This window comes from Streptomyces sp. NPDC044063 (assembly GCF_056434285.1).
This window is the reverse complement of sequence record NZ_JBWKFM010000010.1, coordinates 95582-110007: the sequence shown is the minus strand read 5'-3', so window position 1 is coordinate 110007 and position 14426 is coordinate 95582. Positions and strand designations below refer to the sequence as shown.

16 protein-coding genes and 1 pseudogene are annotated in these 14426 nt (G+C 71.3%); 8 read left to right on the top strand and 9 right to left on the bottom strand.

The window, feature by feature from the left end; genetic code table 11:
- Nucleotides 1-110: 110 nt before the first annotated feature.
- The 8 genes from AC07BS_RS15230 to AC07BS_RS15195 form a co-directional block, all read right to left on the bottom strand.
- Nucleotides 111-1661, bottom strand: coding sequence for an alpha/beta hydrolase (locus AC07BS_RS15230; RefSeq protein ID WP_478641049.1), 1551 nt, complete (start codon nt 1659-1661; stop codon nt 111-113).
- A 214-nt stretch (nt 1662-1875) separates the two neighbouring features.
- The gene (locus AC07BS_RS15225; RefSeq protein WP_478932539.1) at nt 1876-2664 is read right to left on the bottom strand and encodes an urease accessory protein UreD; all 789 of its coding nucleotides are present in this window, start codon (nt 2662-2664) and stop codon (nt 1876-1878) included.
- Nucleotides 2665-2666: 2 nt separating this feature from the next.
- Nucleotides 2667-3356, bottom strand: coding sequence for an urease accessory protein UreG (gene ureG / locus AC07BS_RS15220; protein WP_478639468.1), 690 nt, complete (start codon nt 3354-3356; stop codon nt 2667-2669).
- A 75-nt stretch (nt 3357-3431) separates the two neighbouring features.
- Entirely contained in the window at nt 3432-4112 is a 681-nt protein-coding gene (locus AC07BS_RS15215; protein WP_478932483.1) for an urease accessory protein UreF, read from the bottom strand.
- A 9-nt stretch (nt 4113-4121) separates the two neighbouring features.
- Complete coding sequence (locus tag AC07BS_RS15210) at nt 4122-5843, bottom strand: urease subunit alpha (RefSeq protein WP_478932481.1); 1722 nt, start codon at nt 5841-5843, stop codon at nt 4122-4124.
- Nucleotides 5836-6147, bottom strand: a complete 312-nt coding sequence (locus tag AC07BS_RS15205; RefSeq protein WP_478639476.1) for an urease subunit beta — start codon at nt 6145-6147, stop codon at nt 5836-5838. The genes AC07BS_RS15210 and AC07BS_RS15205 overlap by 8 nt, the downstream gene beginning before the upstream one ends.
- 13 nt (nt 6148-6160) lie before the next feature.
- Complete coding sequence (locus tag AC07BS_RS15200) at nt 6161-6463, bottom strand: urease subunit gamma (RefSeq protein ID WP_478639478.1); 303 nt, start codon at nt 6461-6463, stop codon at nt 6161-6163.
- 199 nt (nt 6464-6662) lie between these two features.
- Nucleotides 6663-6989: a type II toxin-antitoxin system Phd/YefM family antitoxin gene (locus AC07BS_RS15195; RefSeq protein WP_478932478.1), complete on the bottom strand. Its 327-nt coding sequence runs from the start codon at nt 6987-6989 to the stop codon at nt 6663-6665.
- A gap of 482 nt (nt 6990-7471) precedes the next feature.
- Between AC07BS_RS15195 and AC07BS_RS15190 the strand changes: the two genes are divergently transcribed.
- Complete coding sequence (locus AC07BS_RS15190) at nt 7472-8380, top strand: hypothetical protein (RefSeq protein ID WP_478932476.1); 909 nt, start codon at nt 7472-7474, stop codon at nt 8378-8380.
- Between the two features lie 404 nt (nt 8381-8784).
- Here AC07BS_RS15190 and AC07BS_RS15185 read toward each other — a convergent pair whose 3' ends face one another.
- Nucleotides 8785-9534 (bottom strand): SDR family oxidoreductase, encoded by a 750-nt coding sequence (locus AC07BS_RS15185; protein WP_478932474.1) that lies wholly within the window; start codon nt 9532-9534, stop codon nt 8785-8787.
- A 93-nt stretch (nt 9535-9627) separates the two neighbouring features.
- Here AC07BS_RS15185 and AC07BS_RS15180 point away from each other — a divergent pair, with 93 nt between their 5' ends.
- The 7 genes and pseudogenes from AC07BS_RS15180 (at nt 9628) to AC07BS_RS15150 (ending at nt 14407) form a co-directional block, all read left to right on the top strand.
- Nucleotides 9628-10467, top strand: a complete 840-nt coding sequence (locus AC07BS_RS15180) for a LysR family transcriptional regulator (RefSeq protein WP_478932473.1) — start codon at nt 9628-9630, stop codon at nt 10465-10467.
- 110 nt (nt 10468-10577) lie between these two features.
- A complete protein-coding gene (locus tag AC07BS_RS15175; RefSeq protein WP_478932471.1) occupies nt 10578-11573 on the top strand; it encodes an Lrp/AsnC family transcriptional regulator in 996 nt (331 codons plus the stop codon).
- A gap of 245 nt (nt 11574-11818) precedes the next feature.
- Nucleotides 11819-12100, top strand: a pseudogene (locus AC07BS_RS15170) (DUF4158 domain-containing protein); the annotation flags it as partial.
- Nucleotides 12101-12140: 40 nt separating this feature from the next.
- Entirely contained in the window at nt 12141-12602 is a 462-nt protein-coding gene (locus tag AC07BS_RS15165; RefSeq protein WP_478932542.1) for a hypothetical protein, read from the top strand.
- Nucleotides 12603-12617: 15 nt separating this feature from the next.
- On the top strand, nt 12618-12863 hold the full coding sequence (locus AC07BS_RS15160; protein ID WP_478932469.1) for a hypothetical protein: 246 nt from the start codon (nt 12618-12620) through the stop codon (nt 12861-12863).
- Nucleotides 12864-13053: 190 nt separating this feature from the next.
- The gene (locus AC07BS_RS15155; protein ID WP_478932467.1) at nt 13054-13215 is read left to right on the top strand and encodes a hypothetical protein; all 162 of its coding nucleotides are present in this window, start codon (nt 13054-13056) and stop codon (nt 13213-13215) included.
- 52 nt (nt 13216-13267) lie between these two features.
- The gene (locus tag AC07BS_RS15150) at nt 13268-14407 is read left to right on the top strand and encodes a Tn3 family transposase (RefSeq protein WP_478932465.1); all 1140 of its coding nucleotides are present in this window, start codon (nt 13268-13270) and stop codon (nt 14405-14407) included.
- Nucleotides 14408-14426: the final 19 nt, after the last annotated feature.

Sequence of the window (14426 nt, the reverse complement as noted above, 5' to 3'; positions counted from 1 at the left end):
TTTGAGGGTGGGAAGACCCCCCCCACTCCCGACCCCCCCCCCCCCCCCCCCCCCCCCCCCCCCCCCCCCCCCCCCCGGGCCGTGCTCCCGTGTGCCGGGAGCGGCGGGTCCTACTTGGTCGACGGCACCGGGGTGGCGTGCGGGGCGCACGTCACGTCCTTGCCGTCGGTCTTGCCGGTGAGCAGGTAGCTGTCGACGCGGTCGTTGATGCACGGGTTGGTCAGACCCGTGACACCGTGCGAACCGGCGCCCTTCTCGATGATCAGCTGCGAGCCGCGGAAGCGCTTGTGGAGCTCGACCGCGCCCACGAACGGGGTGGCGGCGTCACGGTCGGACTGCACGATGAGGGTCTTGGGCAGGCCCTTGTGCGTGGCGACCTCGATCGGCGTCCCCTGCGGGGCCTTCCAGGTGGCGCAGGGGAGGTTCATCCAGGCGTTGGCCCAGGTCATGAAGGGGGCCTGACGGTGGATGCGGGTGTTGTCGCGGTCCCACTTGGCCCAGCTGGTGGGCCACTTGGCGTCGGCGCACTCCACCGCGGTGTAGACGGCGTTGCTGTTCTCCGAGGCGATGTTGCCCGCCTTGTCGGCCAGGTTCGGGCCGGCGGCCTCGACGAGCGCCTTGGTGTCGCCCGCGCGGTACTTCTTCCAGGTCTCGGCGACCGGGACCCAGGAGGAGTCGTAGTACGCGGCACCCTGGAAGAAGTTGATCAGCTCGGCCGGGCCGACGACGCCGCCGATCGGCTGCTTCTTGGCGGCGGCGCGGAGCTTCTCCCACTCCTTCTGGACCTTGTCACGGCTGTCGCCGATGTGGAAGACGGAGTCGTACTTGGCGACCCAGCTCTCCCAGTCCTTGAAGCGGCCCTCGAAGGCGACGTCCTGCTCGAGGTTGGCCTTGTACCAGATGTTGTCCTGGGCCGGGTTGACGACGCTGTCGACGACCAGGCGGCGGACGTGGTTCGGGAAGAGCGTGCCGTAGACGGCGCCCAGGTAGGTGCCGTAGGAGACGCCGAGGTAGTTCAGCTTCTTGTCACCGAGGGCGGCACGGACGACGTCGACGTCACGGGCGGTGTTCGCCGTGGTGAGGTACGGCAGGAGGTCGCCGCTGCGCTCGGCGCAGCCGTCGGCGTACTCCTTGGCCAGCTTGCGCTGGGCGCGCTTGTCGGCCTCGCTGCCGGGCACCGGGTCGGCCTTGGGGGCCTTCACGAACGCCTGGGGGTCGATGCAGGAGATCGGGGCCGAGTGGCCGACGCCGCGCGGGTCGAAGCCGACGAAGTCGTAGGCCTTGGCGGTCTTGGCCCACAGCGGGCTCTTGGCGGTGATCCGCTTCGGGAAGCGCATGCCGGAACCGCCCGGGCCGCCCGGGTTGTAGACCAGCGAGCCCTGGCGCTCGGCGGCGGTGCCGGTGGACTTGGCACGGTCCACCGCGATCTTGATCGTGCGGCCGTTGGGCTTGGCGTAGTCGACGGGAACCGTCACGAAGCCGCACTGGATCGGCTTCTCCAGGCCCCAGTCGGCCGGACAGTCCTGCCACTTGACGCCGGACTTGGCCGCCCGCTCTGCGGCTATCTTCACGCCCTTGGCCTCGGCGGCGCCGCCCGGAACGGCCTCCGCCGCCCCGGCGGACGGAGCCGCCAGGAAGCCCGCGACGAGGGCGCCGGCCATGGCCGTGCCGGCAGCCCCGAATATCGCGTGTGGTCTCACGTGGAATCCCCCTGCTTGGTGTGTCGCCGGAAACGGCGAAGATCACGCGGTCTGCAGGGGGGAATCCTTTCGCCTCCCCTGCCACAAAGGACAGCCCTCAGGGGCGTTCTTTACTCATCCGTAAACACGACGAAACATGGAACGCAACATGTCGCGGCGTTCGCCCCAACTCCCCTCAGAACGCCCGGATTACGGCATTCATTTGAGTTAGTACCGAATCCAGCACCCTGCGCAGCTCCAGCGCGTCCGGCGCGAGCGCGCTCACCAGCACCCCCGGACCGGCCAGCGGCGCCAGCACGGCGGCCGACCCCAGGACCCGGGGTGCCACGGGGCTACGCTCGAAGGCGGGGTGCACGACGAGGAGTTGGCCCACGGCCCGGTGGCCGCCGAGCACGGCCCCGCCGTCCCAGCCGCCCGGGGCCCCCGGCCCGTACGCCAGCTCCTGGTCCAGCAGCGAACGGCCCGCCCGCCGCACCGTCAGCCGGGCCGTCAGCCGGCCGGGCGGCTCGCCGGACCGCCCGAGCACCTGCTCCTCTCGCAGCACCAGGCAGGCGGTGGAGGCGAGCTCGACACGGGTCCGCTGGCGCAGGTCGCTGCCCCGGGCCGAGATCAGCGGCTCGGGCAGCCAGCGCAGCACGGCGCCCTCGCCGCCGGTCAGCACGGTGTCGTACGTCGCCGGGGCGCCCGTACGGCCGGGCAGGGCGATCGTGGCCGCCGTGGTGGTGAAGCACAGCGCGGCCCCCTGCCGGACGTCCGCGCTCAGGGCGAGCCGGTCCCCGCCGAGCGGCGCGCTCATCGCGCCCACGAGCGCCACCCGGGCCACGGGCCCGTCCGGGCGCAACCGCCGCAGCGCGAAGGGGCCCGCGCCCTCCAGCACGGGCAGGGCGGTGCCGCCCCTGCCGTCGGGCACGGCGACGAGGCGGGCGGCGGCCCGCACCCCGGCGACCGGCGCCGCATCGGTGATCGTCACGCCGCCACCCAGGCGGCGAGCCGTTCGCGCACCCAGGCGCGCACCGGTGCGACGCCGTCCTCGGCGGTCAGCGCCGTGAAGACCACGGGCAGCTCGCCCCGCTGGGCCCGGGCGTCCCGGGCCATGCCGGCCAGGTCGGCGCCGACGTAGGGGGCGAGGTCGGTCTTGTTGACGACCAGGAGGTCGGCGGTGGTGACGCCGGGCCCGCCCTTGCGCGGGATGTCGTCTCCCCCGGCGACGTCGATGACGAAGATCTGCGCGTCGACGAGGCCCCTGGAGAAGGTGGCGGTGAGATTGTCCCCGCCGGACTCGACGAGGACGAGGTCCAGCGGACCCACCGCGTCCTCCAGGTCCTCGACGGCCTCGAGGTTGGCGGAGATGTCGTCCCGGATGGCGGTGTGCGGGCAGGCACCGGTCTCGACGGCGGTGATGCGCTCGGGCGGCAGCACGGCCTCGCGCAGCAGGAACTCGGCGTCCTCGCGCGTATAGATGTCGTTGGTGACGACGGCGAGCGACAACTCGTCCCGCAGCGACCGGCACAACGCGGCCACCGTAGCCGTCTTCCCGGACCCGACGGGCCCACCGAGGCCGATACGGAGGGCACGGCGGGATCCGTCGGGGCGGGTGGGGGTGGCGGGGGTGTAGGTGTGGCGGTGGGGGTAGGTGGTGGGGTGGTCCAAGTGCACGGTTCCTCCGAGAAGTCAGCCTCTCCGGCGTTTGAGGAGCGGGGGTTCGGGGGCGGAGCCCCCGGAAGGCAACGGCTAGGTGGCGAACAGCCGCACCGGCCACGCCGCATGCAGCTCCGCCGTGATGTCGAGCAGCGGCGCCGCCGGCGCCGGCAGGGAGTCAGGCCCCTGGACAAGCGCCCGCCCCGCCGCCTCCGCCGCGCGCGCGGCGACGTCGTCCACCTCCGGCCCCAGCCGCACCAGCACCGCCGTCGCCTCGAACGGGTCGAGCCCGAGCAGCCGCACCACCGCCGTCGCCGGTCCGCTCACCGCCTCGTACGCGGCGGCGTACGCGGCGGCGAGCGGGTCGAGCCCGGCGGTCCGTGCGACCAGGCCGAGGACGACGGGCTGGTGGGCGCCGCGCGGCAGGGCCGCCGTGAGGGCGTCGAGTTCGGGTGAGGGCCAGACGGCCCGCGCGGCGCGGGTCAGCTGGCGGCCGAGCCGGCGCGCGGCGGCGCGGAGGGCGGGTGAGGGGGTGCGGGCGTCGGCGGCGGCGTCGAGGTCGAGCGGGTCGGCCCCGGCGGCCGCGGCGGCGGCGAGTCCCGCCGCGGTCAGCCCGGCGGTGTGGAGCCGTCCCCGGCAGAACGTCTCCAGTGAGGCGCCGTCCGTGATCCGCCCGGCGCGGACGGCCGCCTCGGCGCCGCCGGAGTGGGCGTGGCCCCCGGCGGGGAAGCGGCCGTCGGCCAGGACGAGGAGGGCGGCGGACAGGGTGTTCATCGTCGGCCGTCAGAAGAGGAAGTACCGCTGGGCCATGGGGAGTTCCACGGCGGGGCGCGGTTCCACCGGTTCGCCCTCGATGGTGACCGTGAAGGTGTCCGGGTCGACCTCCACCCGGGGGCGGGCGTCGTTCTGGCGCATGTCCGCCTTGGTGACGCGGCGGGTGTCGCGGATGGGGACGAAGCGCTTGCCCAGGCCGAGTCGTTCGGGCAGGCCGTCGTCCAGCGCCCACCCGGTGACGAAGTTGAGGGAGTTGGCGGCGGGGGCGCGGCCGCGGGCGCCGAACATGGGGCGGGGCAGGACGGGCTGGGGGGTGGGGATGGAGGCGTTGGCGTCGCCCATCTGCGCGTAGGCGATCTGGCCGCCCTTGAGGACGAGCTGTGGCCGTACCCCGAAGAAGGCGGGGTCCCACAGGACGAGGTCGGCGAGCTTGCCGGTCTCGACGGAGCCGATCTCGTGGTCGAGGCCCTGGGCGACGGCGGGGTTGATGGTGTATTTGGCGACGTAGCGGCGGGCGCGGGCGTTGTCGGCCGGGCCGTCGCCCGGCAGGGCGCCCCGGCGGCGCTTCATCACGTGGGCGGTCTGCCAGGTGCGCAGGACGACCTCGCCGACGCGGCCCATGGCCTGGGAGTCGGAGGAGATGATCGAGATCGCGCCGAGGTCGTGGAGGACGTCCTCGGCCGCGATGGTCGAGGGGCGGATGCGGGACTCGGCGAAGGCGAGGTCCTCGGGCACGGCCGGGTTGAGGTGGTGGCAGACCATCAGCATGTCGAGGTGTTCCTCGACGGTGTTGACGGTGTGGGGGCGGGTGGGGTTGGTGGAGCTGGGGAGGATGTTGGCCTCGGAGACGACGGTGATGATGTCGGGCGCGTGCCCGCCGCCGGCCCCCTCGGTGTGGTAGGCGTGGATCGAGCGCCCGGCTATCGCGGCGAGGGTGTCGCCGACGAAGCCGGCCTCGTTGAGGGTGTCGGTGTGGAGGGCGAGCTGGGCACCGCTCTCCTCGCAGACGGTCAGGCAGGCGTCGATGGCGGCCGGGGTGGCCCCCCAGTCCTCGTGGATCTTGAAGCCGACGGCGCCGGCCCGCAGCTGGGCGCGCAGCGCGTCGTGGGCGACGGTGTTGCCCTTGCCGAGGAGCCCGATGTTGAGGGGGACGTCCTCCATCGCCTCGAACATCCGGGCGAGGTGCCAGGAGCCGGGGGTGATGGTGGTGGCCTTGCTGCCCTCGGCGGGGCCCGTACCGCCGCCCAGCAGGGTGGTGATGCCGGAGGCGAGGGCCTCGTCGGCCAGTTGCGGACAGATGAAGTGGACGTGGGCGTCGATGGCGCCGGCGGTGAGGATCTTCCCGTTGCCGGCGATGATCTCGGTCTCGGGCCCGATGACCAGGTCGGGGTGGACGCCGTCCATGGTGTCGGGGTTTCCGGCCTTGCCGATGCCGGTGATCCGACCGTCGCGCACGCCGATGTCCGCCTTGACGACGCCCCAGTGGTCGAGGACGACCGCGCCCGTGATCACGGTGTCGGGGGCGCCCTCGGCGCGCGTGACGCGGGACTGGCCCATCGACTCGCGGATCACCTTGCCGCCGCCGAAGACCGCCTCGTCCCCGGCCCGGCCGGGGCCGCCGCAGCGGTCCTCCTCGATCTCGACGAGAAGGTCGGTGTCGGCGAGCCGGACCCGGTCGCCGGCGGTCGGACCGTAGAGGTCCGCGTAGGCGGCGCGGGAGAGTTCAGACATCGAGGGGTCCCCCGCACTCGCCGCGCAGGCCCGCCACGATCCGCTTGCCGGCGAGGGGGACGAGGCCGACCTCCACGGGGATGCCGGGCTCGAAGCGCACGGCCGTCCCGGCCGGGATGTCCAGCCGCATGCCGTGCGCGGCGGCGCGGTCGAAGTCCAGTCCGGGGTTGGCCTCGGCGAAGTGGTAGTGCGAGCCGACCTGCACCGGCCGGTCGGCGGCGTTGAGGACGGTCAGCCGGGTGCGGCGCAGCCCCTCGTTGAGCCGTACGGGCCCGTCGGCGTACAGGATCTCTCCGGGAATCATCCTTCTCCCCCCGTCACGCGATGGGTTCGTGGACGGTGACGAGCTTGGTCCCGTCCGGGAAGGTGGCCTCGACCTGGACGTCGCGGATCATCTCCGGGATGCCGTCCATGACCTCGTCGCGGGTGAGCACCGACCGGCCGGACACCATCAGTTCGGCCACGGTGCGGCCGTCCCGGGCGCCCTCCAGGACGTGCGCCGTGATGAGGGCCACCGCTTCGGGGTGGTTCAGGCGCAGCCCGCGGGCCCGGCGCCGTTCGGCGACGTCGGCGGCCACGTGGAGGAGCAGCCGTTCCTGCTCGTGCGGGGTCAGTTGCATGCGTCCCACCTCAACACAGTGTTGACCTGGGGTACTTCTCCCCATGGCCGCTGACCGCAGATTAGGACGCAAGCTTTTCCAACGCGTTAACCGTGCTGACCGGCTCTTTGCGTTGTCATGGCCGTGACCCCCGTCCGGCCGGGCCGGACGGGGGCACACCGGTCACGCCGGTCGTCATCGATCACGCCGGGCACACCGGTCACGCCGGGGCGATGCCGCCGCCGGGGGCGCGGTGCTCGGCGGCGATGCCGAAGCGATGGGGCGCGTCGGGGGCGTGCGGCGTCGTGCCGAGCACCGTCGCGGAGACCGTGCCGATCACATGCTCCTCGCCGGCCGCCGCGTCGTCCCCCGTCTCCTCCTCCGCCGCCAGGCTCTCCTCCAGCCGCCGCAGGTCCTCGGCGGACACCAGGGCGACCAGCGGTTTGCCGTGGCGGGTGACGACGACCCGCTCGCCGCCGTAGACGACGCGGTTGATCAGGTCCGCCAGCTCGGCTCGGGCTTGCGTCACGGGAATCTCGTAGGCCATCCCCCCAGCCTATGCAATGTCCACCTGGTCCGCCGTGGTCCGTGGCAACGACGAATGTCCAGGTCAGAGGTTCTCGCCGCTCCCTTGCGCTCTCGTCTGTGAGAAATGTGTGAGACGAGGTGAGACGGAGAGCTATCTGGTCGCACTGAATCCTGGCAGGTCTCCGGTGCGGCGGAACGCCCCGCTCCACCGGCCCCGCACGGAGCTCCGGCCGACCGGGTGACTGACCCGTCGGGGTGCCTTTAACGAGCGGCGAACCAAGTGACAAGTAGCTGAGCGTGATGCTCTGGTGTCAGATGGTGGTGGGGGCGATGGGCGGGCTACTGTGCTGCCTGCGGCAGCACGCGCCTGCCAGACTCCCGACCGTCGAGCACCCACGCCAGCGGTTCGCGGACAAGGGTCACCGACTCGCGCGCCTTCTCATCTGATCATGACGACCTTGCTCTGGCACGGGCGTGGGCGTGTCGCGCGAGGGAACCGTCGTGAGAGACAAGAAGCGCAAGCAGGAGATCCGGGCGGCTGTGGAGCTGACGGGACATCGTTATACCCAGGCCGCGCGCGAGCTGGCGGTCGCCCAGGGCCGGGTCGGCAGCACATTCCTGTTGCAGGAGCTGCTTGCTGAGTGCATCACCAGCTCATCGGTGCCCGCTGGCTGGTGGGACGGCGAATACGACCTGCCGACGGAAAGGTTCGAGTCTCGGCTGCTGGGGTGTGCGGTGCCGTTCGGCACAGTCCTGGAACTGGCCGGCGCCCTCGCGCAGGAAGGCCGAGGGACGTCTCTGACGCTGGAGTCTGTGAGCCCTCCGCATGAAGTGGTGGTCGCCTGCACTGGGCATCGCCGGTTCGAGCTGACGCTTACGCAGGGCCGGATCGAGGAGCTGTGCCGCACTGCCCGCTGCAAGCTGCCGATGGTCAACGGGGCCATCGTGCGTTGTGCGCGGCACCTGGCGGAATCGGATCCCGTCGAGCTGGTCGACCAGGCCAGGTGCTGGGGCTACGCCCTCTTCGAGGACCTCGACCGTGACGACCCGGTGAGCTTCAAGCCGGGACCGGAGGCCGACCTCCTCGTCAAGGCGGCCGTGGCTACCGGTGCAGTCGAGCAGGTGATCAGGTCCTTCGCGTACGCGTGCTTCGAGGACCCTGACCTGATCGACGAGGTATACGACGATGAGGCAGCCCTGGCCATGCGGCACGCACTGGCCCGTGAGGAGCTGCGGCTGCACCGTGTTGCCGCGGCGGAGACCCGCCGTATCCGGCAGAAGGCCGGGGTCTGCACTGGCTGCGGAGGTGACTTCCCGTTCGCCTACGTCGAGGTTCCCTTTCCAGCACAGTTCTGCTCTCGTGCCTGCGCGCCGGGGCCGTCGATGACGGCCCCGGAGTCCTACCTCTGACCCCAGCCGCAAGGTAGCGCGCTGCTTGTCCACGGTTGGTCAGGTCGCCCGTTGCCCCGGGGGCGCCGGTTCGTTGAGCCGGCCGGCGCCGGGTTCTCGGTCACCGTGGTCGGACGCAACGCCGACCCCGGTGCCCGGGCGGTCGACCGAATCAACGCAACGAACCCGGCGCCCGGGCGCAGCCGAGATCCGGAAGGCTGCCCGCGTGACCCACAGCATCCCCTCCATCCCGCAGGCGATGCTGCCTGCCCCGCCGGCGGGAGCCGGCCGGTGAGTGACTCCGTACTCCTGCTACACCGCCCTCGTCCCGCTCGCCGTCGCCGAGGAACACGGACCATGACCCCCGCCCTCGTGCGCGGGGGCTGAGGCGGCGGGTCGTTGTCGTTCGGTATCCGAAGGTCAGCTCACCAGGGGACGACCCCGTTGTCGTCGAACTGCCGGCCGGTCGGGCCGTCGTCCGGGAGGGTCGCAAGACGGATGGCGATCGCCGCGCCCTGCTCGGGGGTGTGGGTCCCGTTGAATCCGTTGAGGTCGGTGGCCACGTAGCCGGGGCAGGCGTTGTTGATCAGGATGCCGGTGCCGCTCAGCTCCTTGGCGTACTGGATGGTGAGGGCGTTGAGGTAGGTCTTGGTCGGCGCGTAGCCCCCGCTGATCCCTCCGAGGTCGACGCCGGGCGTGGTCTGCAGGGTCAGGGAGCCGACGTGGCTGGACTGGTTGACGATCCGCGGGTGCTCGGAGCGGTGCAGCAACGGGAGCATCGCGTTGGTGACCCTGATGACGCCGATGACGTTGGTCTCCACCAGCCGCCGCACGGTCTCCAGGTCGACGGTCGTGGGTTCGTCCGGCCAGCCGCCGGCCACGCCGGCGTTGTTGACCAGTACGTCGAGGCGTCCCGCCCGCTCCTCGATCAGTTGGACCGCGGCGCTCACGCTCCCGTCGTCGGTGACGTCCAGGGGTACGCCGAACGCATCGGCACCAGCGGCGCGCAGCTTCGCCACGGCGTCCTCCCTGCGCTGCCCGTCCCGGGCGCCGACACCGACGCTCCAGCCCCGCGCGCCAAGACCGGCCGCGATCGCATATCCGATCCCCTTGTTCGCGCCAGTGACCAGCGCGACCATGCTCTCGCTCGTGTTCTCGCTCATGACAGCGAGCATGCCCGCGCCGCCGCCGGGCACCAACTCCCTCTCGGTAGTGCGGCGATACCCGAACGGTATTGATCTGCCGGCTGCCGTCACTAGCCTGGGCTCATGGAGATACGCGAGCTGAGGTACTTCGTCGCCGTCGCCGAGGAACTGCACTTCGGCAAGGCCGCCCAGCGCCTCGGGATAGCTCAGCCGCCGCTGTCCCGCACGATTTCCCGGCTTGAGCGGCGGCTCGGCATCGCGCTGCTGGAACGCACCAGCCGCAAGGTCACGCTCACCGAGGCCGGGGCCGTACTGCTGGACGAAGCGCGCGCGATCCTCAGCGCGGTGACCGCGGCTGAGCGGCGTACCCAACGGGCCGCAACTACACATCCCAGCCTCGTCCTCGCCGTCAAATCCGGCACCGCAGGCGAGCTGCTGACGAAACTGCTCGACGCCTACGCCGCCGAACCCGGCGCAGCCACCGTTGATCTGCTGCTCTGCGAGGCACACCAGCACCAGCAGCTGCTGCAGGACGGGCAGGCCGACGTGGCCCTACTGCACCTGCCCTTCGACTCAGCAGCCGGGCTCGACACCGAAACCCTGCACACCGAGGGACAGGTCGCGATCCTGCCGGCCTCACACCCGCTCGCCGGCCGCTCCCAGGTCCGGATGGCCGACGTCGCCTCACTGCCAACGCTCCCGATAGCCCGCTGGCCCGGTCCCGGCGGCAGCTACCCGGAAGGGCCGGGCCCAGAGGTACGGAACCTGACACAGGTCTTCCAGCTGATCGCGCTCGGCCGTACCACCGTGGTCCTTCCCGAGTCGGCCGGCGGCGACCTGCGCCAGGACCTCGCCGCCGTGCCGGTCCTGGACGCTCCGCCCGTGACGACGGTCATCGCCTGGCCGCCGCACAGCCGCCTTCGCACAGTCGCTGACCTGATCCGCGTGGCCACACGTCTTTGAACTCCGATGAGCGGGGCGGCCACCCGACGACAGCCCCGTTCAAGCAACTGGCAACCCAACGCTCCGGGACAGCTGCCCAACCCGGAAGATTTCTTGGACGGCGGTTCGTGATGAGTGGGGTAGGGCTGGACGAGATCGACCGGGGGCTGCTGCAGGCGCTCCAGATCGACGGGCGGGTGGCATTCAGCGCCGTCGCGGAGATCCTCGGAGTGTCGGACCAGACGGTCGCCCGCCGCTACCGCGCGCTGCGCGCGGGCGGTGCGGTGCACGTACGGGGCACGACGTGGCCCGAAGCGGTCGGCCAAGAGGTGTGGTTGGTGCGCGTGCAGTGTGCTCCGGAGGCGGCCGGAGCGCTGTCGCGCTCTCTGGCCCGACGACCGGATACCTCCTGGGTGCTGGAGATGTCCGGAGGCGCCGAGATCCTGAGCATGCTGCGGATCGGCCCGGCCTCCACGGCCCTCGCCCAGCTACCGCGCACACCCCGGCTGACGGGCATCAGTGCCCACTGCGTCCTGTACACGTTCTGCGGGGGCACCGTCAGCCCGCTGGTCAAGCACGGCCCGCTCACCACCGCGCAGTGCGCCGTGCTGCGGCCGCCCGCCACGGCCCCGGACCGCGACCGCGCGGTGTTGTCGGACCAGGATCAGGCGCTGCTGGACGCGCTGGCCGAGGACGGCCGCGCCGGCTACCGGGCCCTGGCAGCCGTCACGGGCTGGTCGCAGACCTCGGTGCGACGTCGGCTCGCCGAACTGCGCCGTACCTCGGTGGTGTACTTCGACATCGACTTCGATGCCGCGATGCTTGGTCTGCGGTCGCTGGCCTCGTTGTGGCTGACGGTGGAACCGGGCGCGCTGTCCGCTGCCGGGGAGGCACTGGCCGCCCATCCGGAAGTGAGTTTCGCCGCCGCGACGACCGGCCCGGCCAACCTGTACGCCAGTGTGCAGTGCCGCGACACCAAGGCGCTCTACGCCTACCTGACCGGCCCGGTGGCACAGCTCCCGGGCATCCGGTCGGTGGAGACCGCACCGGCGACACGCACCGTCAAGCAGGTCGGCCGCCCGCAGGAGGGCGGTCCCGCCCGGCGCCCGCCACGGCAGCGGCCCTGAGTCGGCCGATCGCCTGAAACAGCCTGCCGTGAACCTCCGACACCCTGCTCGTCGGTGTGTCAGACCTCGTGTCCCCTGCCCCGCCCTGCCTCCGTGACGAACCGTTCCATGAAGAGGGATCGCCGAGGTAAGCCCAAAAGGGGCCACGGGATGATCTTGGAGCCCTGAGCGTCCGGCCCGTCACCCGTTCGCCTCGGCTTCGTTGATGTGATGTTGGGCTTGTCGTCTGGGGCCGGGGCGGGATTGTGACCTCGATCGAGCGGACCGCGTACCCGCGGTTCAAGCGGCTGATCACCGCGCGTGAGTTGCATCTGTTCTTCTCGCCGACACGCGATGAGGTCGCGTGGGCGTCGGAGGCCACGGACTGCGACGGGCATCTGCTGGCCCTGCTGCTGATGCTGAAGTCCTACCAGCGGATGGGGTGTTTCCCGAGGCTGGAGGACGTCCCGGAGATGGTGGTGGACTTCGTTCGGCGGGCGGTGGAGCTGCCGGAGGGCACGCTGCCGCTGTACCGGGCGGTGAAGACCGCGAAGAACCACCGGGGGCCTGGTACGGCAGCGGGTCGGTGTGGTCTACGACCAGGCCGAGGCGCGGAGGATCGCCGAGGCGTCGATCCGGCAGGAGGCCGCCGCGAAGAACCGCCCGGCGGATCTGATCAACATCGCGCTGGAGAAGGTTGTGGGGGCCGGACTGGAGCTGCCGGCGTTCTCCACCCTGGACGCGATGGCTTCGACCGTCCGCAAGAAGGTGAACGCGTCGATCTGCGCGGGCATCCACGACCGCATGAGCGCGCTGGAGCGGGCGGGGCTGCTGCGGTTGCTGGAGGAGCGCCACGAGGACGGCACCACGCAGTACAACCGGCTGAAGAAGTTCGCACAGAGCCCGACCTGGTCACACTTCAAGCGGCTGATCGCGCAGCTGGAATGGCTGGATGCCCTGGGTGACACCGGGGCGTGGACGGACGGGGTCGCACCGCGGAAGGTTACGGACTTCGCTGGGAGGCGGACGCGGCGGACGCGGCCGAGCTGAAGGCGTACGTGTCGGGTGAAGCGGGTCGCGCTGGTGGCGTGCCTGGCGCACAAGGCCCGGATGCGGGTGCGGGATGAGCTGGCGCTGATGTTCTGCAAGCGGGTCGGGGCGAAGACGAGGAAGGCGAAGGAGGAGCTGGAGGCGCTCCGGCTCGCCGAGCGGGAGATGACCGAGGCGCTGATCGGCAACTACCGCACGGTGCTCAAGCACCTGGACGAGGCGGCCCGGCGCAGGAGGCGCTGGCGAAGGCCGTCGCGATGACCGCCGAAGCGGCGGGGGCCTTCAGGGCCTGGACGAACAGGCGCTGGCGGAGAAGGTCGCCCGGCGGCTGGAGGGGAAGGTCTCCCCAGCGGTGCCACGGTGACCAGGGCCGTGGAGGGGTTCGGCGGCTTTGCCCAGCAGTACGAGCAGATCGAGATAGGTCTCCGCCCACCACGGCAACTTCTGGGAAGTGCTGCTGTACGGGCAGATCGGCCGGGACCGGGCGCTGATGTTCGACCTGGCCGGGAAGCTGGAGTTCGCCGCGACGTCGGAGGACCGGACGGTACTGGACGCGCTCGCGCACGCCCGCCGGCCAGGCGGCTCGCGGCGAGTACATCAGCGCCGTCGGTGAGGACGGCCGGGTTGTCGACATCTCCTTCGCCACGCAGAACTGGCAGAAGGCGGTGGCCGACCGGACACGGCCGGGGCAGTTCGTGCGCCGGCACTTCGAGGCGATGGTGTTCACCTACCTCGCCGAGGAACTGCGCACCGGGGACGTGGCGGTGGCCGGCTCCGAGGAGTACGGCGACTGGTCCAAGCAGCTGCTCGCATGGGAGGCCGTCGAGGAGAAGCTGCCCGCCTACCTGGTCGAGATCGGGCTGGCCGAGACCGAGGACGAGGCCGCCGCCTTCGACGCCGCGTCCTTCCGCCGTCAGCTGGAGGACCGGCTGCGGGCCGTCGCCGCGGCGGCCGACGCCGGATACCCGGACAACGAGAGCCTGGTCATCGACCCCGCCACCGGCATCCTCCCCTCGCTCAGGCAGCACCGATCCGAGGGGCAACGCCCCTCGGCAAAGCGGCTGGAGCAGGAGATCAAGGCGCGGATGCCGGAGCGCACGCTGATCGGGATCTGCGCGCGAACCGCGTACTGGGTGGAGTGGTGGCGCCGCTTCGGCCCGCCATCAGGCAACGACCCGAAACTTGCCGACCCGTTCGGCCGGTACGTGCTGACCACCTTCGTGAAGGGCACCAACATGGGCCCGTACGAGGCCGCCCGCCACATCCCCGGCGTGAGCGGGCACGAGCTGGCGTACGTGGCGAACCGGCACTTCTCCCTCGTGCTGCTGAACGAGGCGATTGCCGACCTGGTCAACGCGCACGCGCGCCCGGACATCTCGCAGGCGTGGGGCGACGGGACCGCCGTGGCCGCCGAAGGCACGCACATGGACACCTACCTCGACAACCTGCTCGTCGAGACGTCCGTCCGGTACGGGAAGCCGGGCGGCAACGCGTACCACCACATCTCAGACACCTATATTGCGCTTTTCACTCATTTCATTCCGTGTGGGGTATGGGAGGCCGTCTACATCATCGAGGGCCTGCTCAAGAACGCCTCCGAGGTCAAGCCCACCACCGTGCACGCGGATACGCAGGGCCAGTCGCTGCCTGTCTTCACCCGCGCCCACCTGCTGGGCTTCGACCTGATGCCCAGGATCAGGAACTGGAAGGGCCTGACCTTCCACCGACCGTCCAAGCAGACCGAGTACGTGCACATCCATGCGCTTTCGGCGAGGCCGGGAAGAACGTCATCGACTGGGACCTGATCGAGTCCCAGTTCCGGCA

Bases quoted from the DNA above. Each gene is read 5' to 3' on its own strand.
- AC07BS_RS15230 (WP_478641049.1), bottom strand. From the start codon at position 1,661: ATGGCCGGCGCCCTCGTCGCGGGCTTCCTGGCGGCTCCGTCCGCCGGG.
- AC07BS_RS15215 (WP_478932483.1), bottom strand. From the start codon at position 4,112: ATGAACACCCTGTCCGCCGCCCTCCTCGTCCTGGCCGACGGCCGCTTC.
- AC07BS_RS15210 (WP_478932481.1), bottom strand. From the start codon at position 5,843: ATGTCTGAACTCTCCCGCGCCGCCTACGCGGACCTCTACGGTCCGACC.
- AC07BS_RS15205 (WP_478639476.1), bottom strand. From the start codon at position 6,147: ATGATTCCCGGAGAGATCCTGTACGCCGACGGGCCCGTACGGCTCAAC.
- AC07BS_RS15200 (WP_478639478.1), bottom strand. From the start codon at position 6,463: ATGCAACTGACCCCGCACGAGCAGGAACGGCTGCTCCTCCACGTGGCC.
- AC07BS_RS15195 (WP_478932478.1), bottom strand. From the start codon at position 6,989: ATGGCCTACGAGATTCCCGTGACGCAAGCCCGAGCCGAGCTGGCGGAC.
- AC07BS_RS15185 (WP_478932474.1), bottom strand. From the start codon at position 9,534: ATGCTCGCTGTCATGAGCGAGAACACGAGCGAGAGCATGGTCGCGCTG.
- AC07BS_RS15180 (WP_478932473.1), top strand. From the start codon at position 9,628: ATGGAGATACGCGAGCTGAGGTACTTCGTCGCCGTCGCCGAGGAACTG.
- AC07BS_RS15175 (WP_478932471.1), top strand. From the start codon at position 10,578: ATGAGTGGGGTAGGGCTGGACGAGATCGACCGGGGGCTGCTGCAGGCG.